The sequence below is a fragment of the Actinopolymorpha sp. B9G3 genome, from assembly GCF_040120725.1.
GTDB lineage: Bacteria > Actinomycetota > Actinomycetes > Propionibacteriales > Actinopolymorphaceae > Thermasporomyces.
Genome location: NZ_JBEEAB010000032.1, coordinates 24,571 through 40,110, shown reverse-complemented (window position 1 = coordinate 40,110; position 15,540 = coordinate 24,571). Strand labels below are relative to the sequence as shown.

Here is a 15,540-nt window from a genome sequence, read left to right as displayed (position 1 = left end):
TCGGGCAGCGCCTGCCATGGCGCCCGCCTCGTCAGCGCAAACCATCCGGCATCACCGCAATCGACCTGGTCATGAGGACGCCTCGTGCGAATCCGGGAGGAGCCACCATGCCGCCGTGTTGGGGGGCATCTTCTCGCCCACACCTGGGTCGCTGGCAAGGAGCGGTTCCCCTTGCGCGGGAGCTGCGACCGGACGGGACGAGCAGTTGACGACGCAGGCGAATCCGTCGCCCCGGGTGAACGCCAGAACGCCTGGCTCGCTCGGCAGCCAGCGCAGCTGATCCGAGGACAGCGCGGGAATCCGGTGCCGCAGGGCTATCGCCTCACGGTAGAGGTGCAGCATCGAACCGCCGTCGCGCAGCTGCTGGTCGACCGCGAGCTCGGCGAACCAGCTCGGCTGGGGAAGCCAGGGCCTTGCACCGCTTCCGCGGGAGAAACCGAGGGACTCCTGCGACGACGCCCAGGGCAGCGGCACGCGGCAGCCGTCCCGGCCACGGCGTACACCGCTTGTCCGCTTGAACATCGGATCGGTGAGAACGTCGATCGGCAGGTCGACGACCTCGGGAAGCCCGAGCTCCTCACCCTGGTAGAGATAGGCCGATCCAGGCAGCGCGAGCATGAGCAGGGCAGCGGCCCGGGCGCGCGCCCGGCCGAGCTCCAGGTCTCCAGGACCCGCGCCCGGCGCACCGCCGGCGAACCGGGTCACCGACCGGGGCACGTCGTGGTTGTTGAGCACCCAGGTCACGGCCGAACCTTCCGCCGCGATCGTCTTCATACCGGCATCGATCACACCGCACAGGTCGGTGTCGTTCCACGCGGTGTGCAGGAACTCGAAGAAGAACGTCTGGTGCAGTTCGTCCGGACGCTGGTAGTCGGCGAGCTGGCGGGGGTCGAGGACGCCGACCTCGCCGATGAGGACCCGCTCGCGGCCGTCGGCGCGCATGTACTCATCGGCGATGGAGCGCCACTGGCGCCACACGTCGTGCACCTCAGGCTGGTTCCATGCGTACGGATTCACCGGGTCACCGGTGAGCTCGTCACCGGCCGCGTACTCGTGGTCAGGCAGGCCGTCCCGCTTGTGCAGGCCGTGGGCGACGTCGATCCGCAGGCCGTCGACACCGCGGTCGAACCAGAACCGCACCACCTGGTCGAAGTGGTCGACCACGTCGGGGTGGCGCCAGTTGAAGTCGGGCTGCTCGGGGGCGAACGTGTGGAGGTACCACTGGCCCGGCGAGCCGTCGGGGTTCGTGGTGCGTTCCCAGGCCGAGCCGCCGAAGATGGACCGCCAGTTGTTCGGCGGCAGCTCGCCGTGCGTACCCCTGCCGTCGGCGAAGTGGAACCGCTGGCGTTCCGGGCTGCCGGGACGGGCACGCAGGGCGGCGGTGAACCACGGGTGCTCGATCGAGCAGTGGTTCGGGATCACGTCGATGATCACCTTGATGTCGAGGCGATGCGCTTCTGCGACCAATCGGTCGAAGCTCTCGACGGTGCCGCATTCGGGATCGACCGCGCAGTAGTCGGCGACGTCGTAGCCGTGGTCGTGCTGCGGCGACGGGTAGAACGGGTTGAGCCAAACACCGTCGACACCCAGCATCCGCAGGTACGGAAGCTTCGCGCGGACGCCGTCCAGGTCGCCGATCCCGTCGCCGTTGGCGTCCTGGAAGCTCCGTACGTAGACCTGGTAGATGACGGCATTCCGCCACCACCCGGGTGTGCTCGGCGCGCCCGGGGGGAGCGGCGAGCCCGGGCTGGCCTGCGCCTGGGGCCGGGTGACGCGGGGCGTACGCAGGGCGCGCGGCGCGCGTGCCGGGCCGGCGGACCGGGGACGCGACGCGCGAGCGACGCGGGCCTCCGGTGGCGCTTCGGCGGGGCTGGTGACGAAGGGCATCGGGTACCTCGGGCCTTTGGTCAGCTTCTCGGATGCTGCGGCGCGGAGGGCGACTGGTCGGGACTTAGGTCATCGCCTCTGGGTGCCGTTAGACCACGGTGGCGCCGGCAGATGGCCCCACGCATCGGGGGCTCTACCTAGATGCGTACCTAGATTTGGTCCCGAGCCGGGTCCCGGATCGGACGTTGGCAGGCAAGCCGGGCGGGACCTTGGACCTGAACGGGTCACCGCCGGTCCCGGATTACGCTGACGAGCAGGCCGGCGAAAGTCCCGCCGACCGTGTGTCCAGTGGGGCCTCCGCCCACGATCCCCGACGCTTTTCCGACGATTCCGACGATCGGAGCCAGCCGAAATGCCCATCACGCGACTGAACCACGCGGTGCTCTATGTCCGGAACGTCGCCCGCAGCGTGGAGTTCTACACCGAGGTCCTGGGCTTCCGACCGGTCGACATGACCCCCGAGGGATTTGCCGGCGCGGCGTTCCTGCAGGCCGAGGGATCGGTCAACGACCACGACCTCGGCCTGTTCGAGATCGGCGCGGAGGCGGGGCCGTCAGGTGCCGGCAAGGCGAGCGTCGGGTTGTACCACCTCGCGTGGGAGGTGGACACGCTGGCCGAGCTCGAAGCGGTGCACGGCCGGCTGGTCGAGGCGGGCGCGCTCGTGGGGGCCAGCGATCACAGTACGAGCAAGAGCCTGTACGGAGCCGACCCCGACGGGATCGAGTTCGAGATCGCATGGTTCGTACCGCCGGACCGGATCGACGCCGCCACCCTCGCCGGTCGCACCAGCATCCGGCCGCTCGACCTCGCCAGGGAGAAGGACCGCTACGGCGCGACCACCCCGGGTGCCAGCTCACACGCGTGATGTGCCGTACGTGATCAATGTCCCGATTGTGTCGACTTTCTGTGTTACGTCGGACTCCAGGCGAAAATGACCAATTCAGGGAAAATGCCGTCGGCCGTCATCGTCCGGAAATCGATAGAAACGGCCGACTAGTTGCGCTCTGCCCGCGCCCACTGGTACCAATGCCACTTGACTCGGGGGCCGCAACCACATCCGCGCAAGGGGAGGGACGCTATGGGCGACCCGGTGACCGAGCAGGCCGGCACCGAAGCATCGACCAGTGCAACCGATTATCAACTGATTGGCGGAGCACCCGCCGTCAGCACTGTCGTCAATCGCTTCTACGAGCTCATCCTGACCGACACCCAACTGGCCCCGTTTTTCACCGACGTCGATATGGCCCGACTCAAACGCCACCAGGTCCTGCTGATCTCGCAGGTTCTTGGTGGCCCAGCCGAGTACGACGGTAGGGAACTTCGTGAGGCACATGCCGGCATGGACATCACGAGAGCGGATTTCGCGCGGGTGGTGACACATCTGGTGACGGCGCTGGAAGAAGCGGGTGTCAAACCGGACATCATCGACCGGGTATGCGCCGTGCTCGCGGGGGCTGAAAAGGATGTCGTCTCCGCCTCCAACGCGTGAGCTGAGCAGCTATGGATACGGCCGCACTGCAGAACAGCTGGGCTATTGTCGCCAAATCGGGTGACGAGGTACCACTGTTCTTCTATTCCCACCTGTTCCTCTCGCACCCTGAGCTGCGCGAGATGTTCCCGATTTCGATGTCGGCACAGCGGGACAAATTGGTCGGCGCACTCGGCCGAATTGTCAGTAATGTCGAGCAGCTCGAGGAGGTCACGCCTTTTATTCAGCAACTCGGGCGTGACCACCGAAGATTCTCCGTCGTCGCGGAGCACTACTCGAAGGTCGGCGCCTCGCTGCTGGCGACGCTCCGGCACTTTCTCGGGCCGGCATGGACGGACGAGTTGGCCGCCGACTGGGCGGCGGCGTACGGCCTGGTCGCGAAGGTGATGGTGCAGGCGGCCGAGCAGGCGGCCGAGTCCACTCCCGCCTGGTGGCTCGCCGACGTCCTCTCGGTCGAGCGCCGGACGATCGATGTTGCGGTGGTGCAGGTGCGACCGCAGCAGCCGTTCTCCTACCTCCCCGGCCAGTCCGTCGCGTTCGAGACACCGTTGCGGCCGCGTCTGTGGCGGTACTTCAGCCCTGCCAACGCCCCGCGCGAGGACGGTTCACTCGAACTGCATGTCCAGATCGTGGATGGTGGCCAGGTCAGCGGTGCCATCGTCAGGGCGATGCAGCCAGGTGACACAGTCCGGCTCGGTGCGGCCGTCGGTGATGACCTCGTCCGCTCACCGGGCGACCAGCGCGACCTGATCATGATCGCGGGTGGTACCGGGCTCGCGCCCCTTCGGGCGGTTCTCGAACAGATCGACCGCGAGTGGCAGGCGGAAGGTCGCGCTCCGAACATCCATCTCTTCCACGGTGCCCGGGTGCCATGGAACCTGTACGAGAGCCAGCTGCTCGCCAAGCTGACGTCGCGACCCTGGTTCGCCTACACCTCGGTCGTGTCTGACGACTCCTCCTTCCCCGGCGCCCGCGGACTGGTCGGCTCGGTCGCGGCGCGGAGCATGCAGTGGCAGGGGCGTACCGCCCTGGTCTGCGGTTCACCGCACATGGTCACGTCCACTCTGTCCGAGTTGACGTCGGCCGGCATGCCCCGCGACGACATCCGATTCGAGAAGTTCGCCAGCGCCGGCGGTGACGGCATCCATCCCCCGCTCGAAGCCGCCAGGTCAGGTGACCACTCATGACAGAGATCACGCCGATGCCCACCGCCATCCGCAAGTCCCCTCGCGCAGTGCGCTACGCGACGTTCAACCAGCGCAGACGTGGCTGGGACCAAGAGGAAGTCCGCGAGTTTCTCGCCAGCGTGGCCGACGAGATCCAGGCCGCGGACAACGATCGCGCCGCCCTCCGCGCCGAGATCGACCGCCTCCGCAACAACCCGCCGGTGGACTCCGGTGGCGGCGATCGACCCGAGATCAACGCCCACGCCGTCGCACTGTTCAGCCAGGCACAGCAGGTCGCGGACCGGCTGGTCGCCGAGGCGGTGCAGCACGCCCGGGACCTGATGGTCAGCGCCCGTGCGCAGCAGCGGGAGATCCTGCAGCAGGCGCAGCAGGCCGCCGAGGCGGCGGAGGCCGCGGCAAGGAACGGGATGGCTTCCCAGCCTTCCCACCCGGACGGGCCGCAGGGCAGCCAACTCCCGATCCCGGAGGTCGAGTACGTACGCACCTTCGCCCATGTCGCGCAGGTCCAGTTGCGTTCGGTGCTGGACGCCCTGACCGAGCAGGTGGACAAGCTCGGCGAGGTTCCCCGGCTCGACCACCACGACCTGCCGCACTACCCACCCGGCCCGCCCCCACCCGGGGCGCGCCCCCCGGCCGGTTCGCACCACCTGGCCGGTCAGCCCATGGACCGCCCGCCGCCGCACCTGGACATGCCGTGGCAGCTTGAAGCCGAGGCTGGCCGGACCCGCCGCCCACAGGCCGGCTGAGCCGGCCGACCGACCCCGGATCGCTCCGTACGTCACCTCGGCGAACTCCAACCGGCTCAGGCTGCCGGTCGCCCGACCACAAGGTCACGCCGCCGGTCGCCGGTCAGTTCACGCCGTCCGCGGCGCCGTACTTGCCGATGATTCCCCTGGCCTGGTTGATGGGAATGGCGAAGCCGAGGCCCGAGCCGTCAGCTTTCGCCGCGGCCGCGTAGATGGCGGAGTTGATGCCGATGACCTGCCCGTCCAGGGTGACGAGTGGTCCACCGGAGTTGCCCGGGTGCAGGGTGGCGTCGGTCTGGATCGCTTTGTACGTCACGGATTTCGTCCCAGGGCCCAGGCCAGGCCGGTCGTCCACCCGCAACTCCCGGTCGACGGCGCTGACGATGCCGGACGTGACGGTGCCCCGCAGTCCCTGCGGCGAACCGATGGCCACGACCGGGCTGCCGACCTCGACCGCCGACGAGTCACCCAGCTTCGCCGGCGTGAGCCCGCCCACTCGATCGGCCTGGATCACCGCCAGATCCTTCGCCGGTTCGGTACCGAGCACCCGCGCGGACGTGGTCTCCGCACCGTCCGCACCGGCCAGCCGGACCGTGATGTCGCCACCGTAGGCGGTGGCGACGACGTGATAGTTGGTGAGAATCCGCCCGTCCGGTGACACGACGATGCCCGACCCGGTCTCCTTGCCGAGGCCGGACGTCACGACGATCTCGACCACGCTTCGCGACGCCGCCTGGGCGACCTGCGGAAGTAGTGATCCGCTCGGGTCCTGCTCTACCGAACGGCCGCCGGCGGCAGTCAGGGGATTCGGCGTGGCGCTGTTGGCGCCGAGGATTCCGCCGACGATGCCGCCGATCGCTGACGCGCAGAGTGCGATGGCGGCCACCCCTGCCGCAAGCTTGGCCCGGGTCGTCCGCCATGGCTGAGGCGGTGGCGTACCGGAGTCCAACACCTCGCCCGGCGCCTGCGGAGGTTGCCCGAAACCCGGCGACTCCTCCCGGACAGGCGTACGCCCCGCAGACTCGCCAGGCGACGACTCCTCCCGCGGTGCCCGTGGCGCCGGTACGCCGATACCGGGCATGTCCGACGGAGCCTGGACATCCTGCGATGCGCCCGGTTGTCGGTCTCCACGCGCGCCTTGTCCAGGCTGGGGCGGCCGGTCAGGCACAGAGGAGTCGGTCACAGTTCCAAGCCTCCGTGGGACGTACGGCCGGAACGGGAGTCGTCCGTCCCCTCCTCCATGGGCGATGCGGCGGAGGGCAAACCCGCCGAAAAGCCCACGCCGCCGTCACCACCCGAGCCGGCGCGGCCGCGCTGACACGCCTCAGCTGGTCTCGCTGGGACGTTGGGGTTCCTCCCCCGTGGGCTTGACCCGCACCTGGTGCTCCTCCTCCGATACCTCGAGGTGATGGATAACCTCGCCCAACCGGCTGCACGTGCGTTCGATCTCGTCCCGGGCACGGTCGCGTTGGCTGATGATCGCGGCGAAGAGCAGCGACCCGAGCACGAGCGTCATGTTGAACATCTGGAGGGACACCATGCGCATCAGCACGTCCACGCCGGCGAAGGGGCCGACGGCGCCCACGGCCGCGTCAGCCGTCGTCACCGACACGATCAACGCACAGGGCGCAACGCCGACGAGCTGAAAGCGCAGCGCAGCCCAGCCGATGATCGGGAACGTGAGAAAGATGGCGTCCATGACGTGGGTCCCCACCCACGCGACGCCGAACGACGCCACCAACAGCAGGCCGAGCTCTGCGTACCGGTACCACTGGATGTGCCGGAGTCGCCAGTACTGACGGACAGCCAACAGGAACGGCGTGACGAGCAGGATCCCCATGGCATCGCCGGTCCACCACACCGACCAGACCTGCAGGAACTCCCTGGGTTCCAGTTGCCCCACATAGACACGGACGCCGCAGCCCACGAGGGAACTGATCAGCGTCGAGCCGAAGGCCGCAAGGAACACCAGTGCGAGAGCGTCACGCAGCCGGTCGATCTGCAGCCGGAACCCGACCCGGCGCAACAGGAGATAGCCGGCCAGCGCGGTGGCGGCCGCGGCGCCGGTGTCCATCACCACGCCGACGAGCGGCACGAGGGGCAGGTCGGTGAGGAACGCGGCCGCCGCGATCCCCGGCAGGACTCGGATGCCATAAAGGAGCAGGGCGACCAGGGCCACTCCCGTAGGAGGCCACAGCGGGCTGACGTTCTCGCCGATCTCCCCCGCCAGGAGCCCCAGCTGCCCGGAGCCGTAACAGACGGCAGCGACGGCAAGATTCGCAAGGCCCACCTCTACCGAGGAGGGGATCCGCCGGCCTCGCCAGGTCCGCGCCATGCCGCACGCCTTCGCGTTCTCTGCCTTGCGTTGTCAGCCCGCGCAAATGACGCATGAAGCCAGATTCGCGACACTCCCGTAGCCGACCCGGATATGCCCTTCCCCATGCTTGCACCATCGAGGGGAGCGTCCAACGGGGGTCGAGCGTATGCGTTCAACGAGACGGGCGCCGCAGGGCGAGGGCCACACCGACCATGAGCGCGAGTGGGGCGGCGACGACAAGCCAGGCGGCGGGCGGGTGGGGCAGGAGGACCACGCCCATCACCACCAGCGCGCCGGCGAGTGCGGGACCGAGCACCGGCGTCAGACTCCGCACCCAGCCCGCCAGCATCGCGACGTCCAGAGGCGCTGAGGCTCCGTCGAGGGCGTCCGCGCCTTCCAGCAGGACGAGGTACGCGACGGCCAGCAGCCCGATCGCCGTGGCGCTGAGGACCGGCAACTGGACAGCGTCCGCCGCCGTGGTGACGCCGATCGTCACCACGACAAGACCCCAGGGAACGTACGCACCGAACCCGCCGCCGAGCCCGGACAGCGCGACGGCCAGGGCGGCGCCACCACCGATCCACCGGTCGAGACCTGACGGAAGCGCGGCCACCAGGACCCCGACCATGGCGAGGCCGCAGGCAACGCCGGCCAGCCGGACGACTCCCCCGCCCACCCGCCGCCCGGCCGGATCCCCGCCGGCAGCGGTCGACCCAGCCGTCATCGTGGCTACTGCCGATCCAGAGGCCGACCCAGCTGACGACTCGGACATCAGCGGCCACCTCGCAGCATGGGTTCGAGCCGGACCCGATCGAGCGGCACGCCGGACTCCTCGTCCCACTCCAGGACCGTGACGCCGATGGCCTGCAGCCGGTGGACGAGCGCCTCGCGTTCGAGCCGCCAGATCCGCTGCGCCAGCCGTTGTTCTCTCACCCGGTGCCGGCCGACCCGCTCGACGGGACCCACCGGCGGCTCCCCCGTCAGGACGTCGATCAGCACGACCGGATGGCCGCGTTCGCGCAGGTCGCGGATCGCCTCGACGGCACGCGGGTCGAGCAGCGGTGTGAACACGAACGCCAGCGCACCGGGCGGCAACGCCTGCGGCGGAAGGTGAGCGAGCTCGGGTTCGAGGAAGCTGTTGTCCAGCCGGGAGGACAGGAGGGTCTCGACGATCCGGTAGTACTGCCGGATGCCGACGTCAGGGGACAGCCACCGCAGCGTTCCGCCGAGCGCCACGAGACCCACCCGGTCGGCATAGCGGAGGTACGCCTGCACCACGGCGGCCGCGCCGCGCACCCCGATGTCGAGACTGGACCGCCCAGGCGTACCCACGTCGACTGTCGTGTCGACGACCGCCACGATGTCGGCCGCCCGCTCCGCCGCGAACTCGTTGACGAACAGCTCACCCGGCTCCCCTCGGCGGGTGCTCGCCGCCCAGTTGATCCGGCGTACGGCATCACCCGGCGCGAACGAACGAATCCCGGCGAACTCCACCCCCGAACCTGCCCGCCGCGCGACGTGACTGCCGACCCGGGCGAGCAGCATCGGCGGCACGGCGATGTCGCGGGCCCGCCCCGGCGGCGGGAACACCGTCAGCTCGGTGAGGGTGAGCGCGACCCTGCCGACATAACCCCAGCCGGACGTCCGCAGCCGCAGGTGCAGCGGCCCGAGCCGCCACCGGCCCCAGCGATGTGCGCGGACGGTCCACGTCTCGGTGACCTGCGCGACGCCGAACCGGTGGCGGCCGCGTTCACCCTCGATCCCGAAGTACGTGGAGCCGCGCCGGGTCCGCCGTTGTTCGGACGTACGACTGGACTGACGGTCCACGCCCGATGCGGCCCTGTCGGAATCCCCGCCGTCCACGCTGGCGGTTCCACCCGGACCCGCTCCACCGCCGGTTTCGACGGCCGGCGTCGAGCGCTCCGGCACCCTCGGCAGGGCCAGGTCGAGCGCGATCTCTCCCAGGACGAAAGGCGCTCTCACCTGGACCTCGACCTCGACCGGGTCGTCCTCGAACGCCCGTAGCTCGGACACCGTGGCGGTCACCACCACCCGCTCGGGCCGTGGTTGCCGCAGTGCGACGACCACAGCGACGAGGCAGGGGACCGCGACCACGATCGGTTCCGGCCGCCCGGCCACGAGTCCGCCCAGCACGGCGAGGATCCCGGCCGCCGCGAGGCGCCACACGAGCCGGCTCACCTGCCAGCGCGGCGACGCCTCGACCCCGCCGACTGTCATGGCCGCGGACGCCTGCGCCGACGCTGGCACGCCGTAGGTCGTCATCAATCCCGGACGATCCGCGTCGGCGGAGTCGGTACCTCGGCCAGGACATCTGCCACGACGTCCTCTCCGGTCACCCGGCGTACCCACAGCTCCGGACGCAGCACAAGCCGATGCCCGAGCGCGGCCGCGGCGACCCGCTTCACATCCGCCGGTGTCACGTAGTCGCGACCGGCGAGCATCGCAGCACCCCGCGCCAACTGCGTGACCGCCAGCGTGCCGCGAGGGCTCGCACCCACCTGCGCCTTGGGATGCGACCGCGTCGCCTGGACGATGGAGACGACGTACGCCAGGACATCGTCGTGCACCTCGACACGTTCGAGCGAGGAGATCATCGCGAGCAGTTCGGCCGTGTCCACGACCTGCGCCAGCGACGGTCGGGCGGCACCCCGCTCGAGCCGGCGGCGCACCATGTCGGCCTCGAGGTCGGCGGACAGGTAGCCCAACCGGGTACGCAGAACGAACCGGTCCAGCTGCGCCTCAGGCAACGGGTACGTCCCTTCGTACTCGATCGGGTTCTCGGTCGCGAGCACCACGAACGGCAGTGGTAGCGGCCTGGTGACGCCGTCGGCGGAGACCTGGCGTTCCTCCATCGCCTCGAGCAGTGCGGCCTGCGTCTTCGGCGGCGTCCGGTTGATCTCGTCGGCGAGCAGCAGCTGGGTGAAGACCGGGCCCTCACGGAACACGAACTCCGCCGTCTTCTGGTTGTAGATCGACGCGCCGGTGACGTCCTGCGGCAGCAGGTCCGGAGTGAACTGCACGCGGGCGAAGCTGAGCCCCAGCACCTGGGCGTACGACCGGGCGAGCACCGTCTTGCCCAGCCCGGGAAGGTCTTCGAGCAGGACGTGGCCGCCGGCGAGGATGCCGAGCAGGACGAGCTCGAGAGGGCCGCGCTTGCCGACGATCACGCGTTCCATCTCGTCCAGGACGGCGCTCGCCCGCTCCCGGGTCTGCGCGGGCGCCAGCGTCGAGGCGGTGACGGTCATGGCGTCCCTTCCTTCGATCCGGTGGTGCTCGATCCAGTGCTACTCGATGCAGTGCTACTCGATCCGGTGCCGCTCGATCCAGTGCTACTCGATCCGGTGCCGCTCGACCCGGCGCCTGCTACCTGGCCGGAGCGCAGACGCTCGATCGAGGACACCATGCGCTCCAGGGTCGGCAGGTCGACACCCGGCTCGCTGCGGGCGTCCGATGCCGGCCGGCCCGGCGCCAGCAGTGACCAGGTGGTCGCACCGAGCAGGTCACGACAGGCGTCCTCGGTCCGGGGGTCGGCCGGATCGATGCCGTGCCCTGCCTCCAGGCGAACGCTCGCCGCCTCGACCAGCCGCTTCCGCAACCCGACATCGAAGTCGCGCCGCGAGTACCGGGACCACGCGATCTCACCCAGAATCCGGTCGTACGTCGGAAAGCCCGCCCGCGGGGACGGCTGCCGCCACCGGCGCAGCCACTCCAGCGGAAGCACCATCCCCCGCAGGAACTGAAGGCGGCGTTGCCACTCCAGGGCGCGGGACCTGTCGTGCGGTCCCGCGTCGCCGCGAATGAGGTGCGACCACAGCCATCGCCCCAGGCGGCGCCACCGCGCCCACCGTGGCGTCGAACGCCGACTTCTCCCTGGTCCTTCGAGCTGGAGGAGTTGGCAGAGCAACTCGTTGACGGCAAGCACCGTCAACCCGATCAGCATCCCGCGGAACCGCATGGTCACGACCAGTACGAGCAACGCGAGGACGAGGACGAACCGGAGCCTCCTCACGACCGCGCCCGGTCCTCATGTGCCGCCGCGTCGTCCCGCGCATGCCGCTCGGCCCGGGCACGGAGCTCCGCCTGGGCCCGCCGGTCCGCCTGGGCGCGGAGCTCTGCCTGAAGCCGGTTGAGCGCGGCGACCGCCGCCAGCCTCGCGTCGGCGGGCAACGCACGTCGGGAGAAGCGGGCACGTTCGAAGAGCCCGGCGAGTTCGCGGGCGGCGGCCTCACCGGTCGAGGTGAGCAGCCCGGCCCGGATGGTCCGCGCCAGCAGGTCCGACGGTGTGTCGGTCACGCCACGGGCGACGCCCTGGTGGGCGAGCGCCTCCTCCATGGCCGCGTAGGCACCGATCACCGCGGCCCGAGGCTCGTCCACGTCGGCGAGCGCGGCGAGTCCGGCCGCGACCATGTGCTGCACCTCGTCCGCGGTGGGATCGCCGTCGCCGACCTGCGTGGACTCGAGGCCTGACCGGCGGGCGACCCACGTGAGCGTGCCGACGACCGCGGCCAGCAGCAGGCCGGCCATCGCCACCACCGGCCACGACCAGGACGGCGGCCGACCAGCCCCGTCCGCGCCCGGGTCCGCGGCGCCCTCGCCACCGGGTGCCCCGGGTGGGCGGCCGCCGGTGTCCGGTTCGCCGCGCTGGTTGAACAGGTCCTTCAGCTCGTCGGCATGGCGGAGCAGGAGATAGAGGAGCCCGACCAGGACGAGGAGCTGGACGACGCGGGCGACCAGGCTGGTCCGCTTCGGCTCCACCCCTCGTGGCGGACCGCCGCTTTGGGTGGCGAGCGCGACGACGATGAGGACGAGTCCCGCGACCAGGACGGCCGCGAAGAGCATGACCAGCCCGCGGGTCGACAGCTGCCGATCGTCGAGCGTGATCCGCTCCCGGCCGTCGAGACCCAGAGCGCCGAGGGCGAGGAGAGACACCACCGCGGCCACCACGCCGACCCGCGCGGCCGGATTCGTCTGGGCGGATGTGCGAAGGTCGGCGAGAGCGCGAAACCGTGAGCCCTTACGCACAGTCGCCCCACACCTCCCCAGGCGCGCCTAACCGGTCACCCTAGGACGCCATGATCAGGATCCGTAGCGAGCAGCCGTACCGATTCGGCAACGAAATACCGCGGCATCACGCACTGTCAAGAGTGTCGCTGCCGGTGGTCAGCCCCGCCACCGGACGGCGTACGGGAGGGCGGACGCCGGACCGGAGTACTCGACCAGCCACCGGCCGTCCGGACCCATCACGATCGTGAACCGCTCGTCGACCGGCTCGGCGTAGCCGTCGCCACTGTCACTCACCAACCGCCCACCGCCGGCCCGGGACTGTGCCGGCCCGGGCGGATAGGCCTCGAGGACGATCGCGGTCGTGCCGTCCTCCGGCCGACGCTCCTCGGTCGGCAGCACGGCACCCGCGCGGACGAAGACCGGCGGCCGGCCGAGCGATGCGTCCACCACGACGTCGCCGGGGCCGTCGTGGGCCGCGCCGGTCCGCCGTTCGTACCACCGGCCCGCCGGCAACCGGACCACCCGCTCCCGCGCGCCCTCGACGAGCACCGGCGCCACGAGCAGCGCGCCGCCGAGCAGGAACGCGTCGTCGACTTTCCGGAGCGCGTGATCTGTGGTGTCCTCCCAGGCGAGCGGGCGGACGTACGGCAGGCCGGTGCGGTGGGCTTCCCAGGCAAGGGTGTACCAGTACGGCAGCAGGGCGTACCGCTCCTCCAGGACGCCGCGAACCTGCTCCAGGACCTCGGGTCCGTACGCCCACGGCTCCCGCGGCGGCGTGGACTTCGCACAGTGGGAACGGAAGAACGGAAGGTACGCGGCCAGCTCGAACCACCGCACGAACAGCTCCGCCGGCGGATGGCCATCGAACCCGCCGATGTCGGGGCCGGAGTACGGCACGCCAGACGCGCCGAGCCCCAGCGTGAACGACAGCGTGACGGCGAGGTTGTCCCACCGCGAGGCGATGTCACCGGTCCAGGTCCCTGCGTACCGCTGCACTCCCGCCCAGCCGGCCCGCGTCAACAGGAACGGCCGCCGGTCCGGCCGCAGCCGGCGGACGCCTTCGAAGGTGGCGCGGTTCATCGTCAGGCCGTAGAGGTTGTGCGCCTCGCGATGATCGCCGCCGCGGCCGTCGAGGTCGGCCTGCGTCGACGCCGGCAGGCTGGGATCGCCCCAGGCCGCGAACGCCGACGGTTCGTTCATGTCGTTCCAGAACCCGTCGATGCCGAGGCGTACGTACTTCGCGTGCTGGTCGCCCCACCAGGCGCGCGCCCGCGCGGCAGTGAAGTCGGGGTAGACGGTCGTGCCCGGCCACACGACGCCGTGAGCTACCCGCCCGCGGAGGTCGCGGCAGTACGCATCGGCCGCCAGCCCGTCGCGGTAGAGCGGCATGGACCGCCGTCGCGGTATCGCCGGGTCGACGATCGCGACCAGGTGGATGTCGCCCTTGGCGAGGTCGGCGGCGAACCCGCCGATGTCGGGATAGCGCTCCTCGTCGACGGTGAACACTCGCCGGCGGTCGAGGTGGTCGATGTCGAGCCAGACGCCGGACAGTGGCAGGTCCCTGCGCCGGTACTCGGCCACCATCTCCCGCATCGCAGCCTCGCTGCCGTAGGCCCACCGCGACTGGTGGAAACCGAGCGCCCAACGCGGCGGCAGTGCTGGCCGGCCGGTCAGTGCCGTGTAACCGTCGAGGGCCCGCTCCGGCGGTCCCGGTAACACGTAGTAGCGAAGAGGTCCGCCCGGCAGCTGCATCGCAATCTCGTCACCCACCGTGACGCTTCCGGCCGAACTGTTGTCATAGAACGCGAGATGAGAGCCCGCATCGGTGACAACGAGTGAGACTGGCAGGCACATGGACAACGGATCGTCGCCACGGACGTACGTACCACCCGGATCGCTGTTCCACAGCCGGTAACGGCCGGGTCGCCGGTCGAGTCCGGCCGCGCGGCCGCCCAGCCCGAGAACCATCGCGTCGGGGCTGAGGACGCTCCGATGGGTCCACGCCTCGCCTTCCCACCACGGCGGCTCGTCTCGCCGGAACGACGTCTCACGGTCAGCGCTGGTGAAGGTCAGCCGCCCGCCTGGACCGACCGTGACCGTCAGGTCTCCCGCCCGGACGGTCCAGCAGTCTCCGGCCGAGGCCAGCCGGGCCCGCTCGTCCCACTCCGGCTCCCGACCCGCCTTGCGCCCCGCTTTGTCCCCGGCGTCCTGGCTGGCGTCCTGCCCGGTCTCACCCCCGACGAGCGCGTACGACGGAAGCGGTGTGGCTCCGTCCCACGCCACAAAGACGCCACCCCCTCGCAGGCAGCGGACGTCCAGACTCGCGTCGGTAAAGGTGAAGCGACCGCCCCCGGGCATCGCCCCGGCGGACAGGAGCCGGCCGGGGATGCGCGGCGCCTGCTCCGCGCGCCCGCCTCGGTCCCGCCGTGGGCGGCGCAACACCCTCATACCCTCGCGCCCCCGGCGGGAGCGACGGCGAAACGCCTTCGCGTCCAGCCGGTCCCGGTGGACCGAGTACGCGATCGCGCGAGCGCTGTTGACCGGCCCGATCAGCGCTGCCGATCGCAGCAGAGAATGAATATGGCGGCCCCAACCCCGGTGGGTTGGGACCGCCATGTTCGATTGTCCTGTCTATCCGACGTCGCTGAGAAACCGCTTTGTCAGCGGCCCTCGGCACCCCCACGCTGTTCGGGGAGCACGCCTGCCAAAAGGGCGCGCACCTCGGACTCGCGGTAGCGCCGGTGTCCCCCCAGCGTGCGGATAGAACTGAGCTTGCCGGCCTTGGCCCACCGGGTGACCGTTTTGGGGTCAACCCGGAACATGGCCGCGACCTCTGCCGGCGTGAGCAGAGACTCTGTCTCCGGCGTACGTGTCGTCATGAGCGGCCTC

Annotated in this window: 14 protein-coding genes; 4 read left to right on the top strand and 10 right to left on the bottom strand. The window is 70.4% G+C overall.

From position 1 onward, the window contains the following. Positions 1–69: 69 nt before the first annotated feature. The gene (locus ABNF93_RS32000) at positions 70–1,887 is read right to left on the bottom strand and encodes a glycoside hydrolase family 13 protein (RefSeq protein WP_349331997.1); all 1,818 of its coding nucleotides are present in this window, start codon (positions 1,885–1,887) and stop codon (positions 70–72) included. A gap of 352 nt (positions 1,888–2,239) precedes the next feature. Between ABNF93_RS32000 and ABNF93_RS31995 the strand changes: the two genes are divergently transcribed. The 4 genes from ABNF93_RS31995 (at position 2,240) to ABNF93_RS31980 (ending at position 5,309) form a co-directional block, all read left to right on the top strand. Next, positions 2,240–2,752, top strand: a complete 513-nt coding sequence (locus ABNF93_RS31995; RefSeq protein WP_349331995.1) for a VOC family protein — start codon at positions 2,240–2,242, stop codon at positions 2,750–2,752. Positions 2,753–2,965: 213 nt separating this feature from the next. Further along, positions 2,966–3,376 (top strand): group I truncated hemoglobin, encoded by a 411-nt coding sequence (locus tag ABNF93_RS31990; RefSeq protein ID WP_349331994.1) that lies wholly within the window; start codon positions 2,966–2,968, stop codon positions 3,374–3,376. 11 nt (positions 3,377–3,387) lie between these two features. Continuing rightward, positions 3,388–4,563, top strand: coding sequence for a globin domain-containing protein (locus ABNF93_RS31985; RefSeq protein WP_349331993.1), 1,176 nt, complete (start codon positions 3,388–3,390; stop codon positions 4,561–4,563). Then, positions 4,560–5,309 (top strand): DivIVA domain-containing protein, encoded by a 750-nt coding sequence (locus ABNF93_RS31980; protein ID WP_349331992.1) that lies wholly within the window; start codon positions 4,560–4,562, stop codon positions 5,307–5,309. The genes ABNF93_RS31985 and ABNF93_RS31980 overlap by 4 nt, the downstream gene beginning before the upstream one ends. 103 nt (positions 5,310–5,412) lie before the next feature. Here ABNF93_RS31980 and ABNF93_RS31975 read toward each other — a convergent pair whose 3' ends face one another. From ABNF93_RS31975 to ABNF93_RS31935, 9 genes are all read right to left on the bottom strand, one after another. Next, positions 5,413–6,390, bottom strand: a complete 978-nt coding sequence (locus ABNF93_RS31975; protein ID WP_349331991.1) for a S1C family serine protease — start codon at positions 6,388–6,390, stop codon at positions 5,413–5,415. 243 nt (positions 6,391–6,633) lie between these two features. Beyond that, positions 6,634–7,644, bottom strand: coding sequence for an MASE1 domain-containing protein (locus ABNF93_RS31970; protein ID WP_349331990.1), 1,011 nt, complete (start codon positions 7,642–7,644; stop codon positions 6,634–6,636). A gap of 154 nt (positions 7,645–7,798) precedes the next feature. Further along, entirely contained in the window at positions 7,799–8,350 is a 552-nt protein-coding gene (locus ABNF93_RS31965) for a hypothetical protein (RefSeq protein WP_349331989.1), read from the bottom strand. A gap of 47 nt (positions 8,351–8,397) precedes the next feature. Beyond that, positions 8,398–9,909 carry a DUF58 domain-containing protein gene (locus ABNF93_RS31960; RefSeq protein ID WP_349331988.1) on the bottom strand — a complete coding sequence of 504 codons (1,512 nt, stop codon included), beginning with the start codon at positions 9,907–9,909 and terminating at the stop codon, positions 8,398–8,400. Next, positions 9,909–10,892, bottom strand: coding sequence for an AAA family ATPase (locus ABNF93_RS31955; protein ID WP_349331987.1), 984 nt, complete (start codon positions 10,890–10,892; stop codon positions 9,909–9,911). Before ABNF93_RS31955 ends, ABNF93_RS31960 begins: the two co-directional genes overlap by 1 nt. Next, positions 10,889–11,656 carry a hypothetical protein gene (locus ABNF93_RS31950; RefSeq protein WP_349331986.1) on the bottom strand — a complete coding sequence of 256 codons (768 nt, stop codon included), beginning with the start codon at positions 11,654–11,656 and terminating at the stop codon, positions 10,889–10,891. The genes ABNF93_RS31955 and ABNF93_RS31950 overlap by 4 nt, the downstream gene beginning before the upstream one ends. After that, entirely contained in the window at positions 11,653–12,669 is a 1,017-nt protein-coding gene (locus ABNF93_RS31945) for a DUF4129 domain-containing protein (RefSeq protein WP_349331985.1), read from the bottom strand. The genes ABNF93_RS31950 and ABNF93_RS31945 overlap by 4 nt, the downstream gene beginning before the upstream one ends. Before the next feature lie 138 nt (positions 12,670–12,807). Next, positions 12,808–15,267 carry a glycoside hydrolase family 31 protein gene (locus ABNF93_RS31940; RefSeq protein WP_349331984.1) on the bottom strand — a complete coding sequence of 820 codons (2,460 nt, stop codon included), beginning with the start codon at positions 15,265–15,267 and terminating at the stop codon, positions 12,808–12,810. Positions 15,268–15,311: 44 nt separating this feature from the next. Further along, positions 15,312–15,530: a BldC family transcriptional regulator gene (locus ABNF93_RS31935; protein WP_020576220.1), complete on the bottom strand. Its 219-nt coding sequence runs from the start codon at positions 15,528–15,530 to the stop codon at positions 15,312–15,314. Between the last annotated feature and the right edge of the window lie 10 nt (positions 15,531–15,540).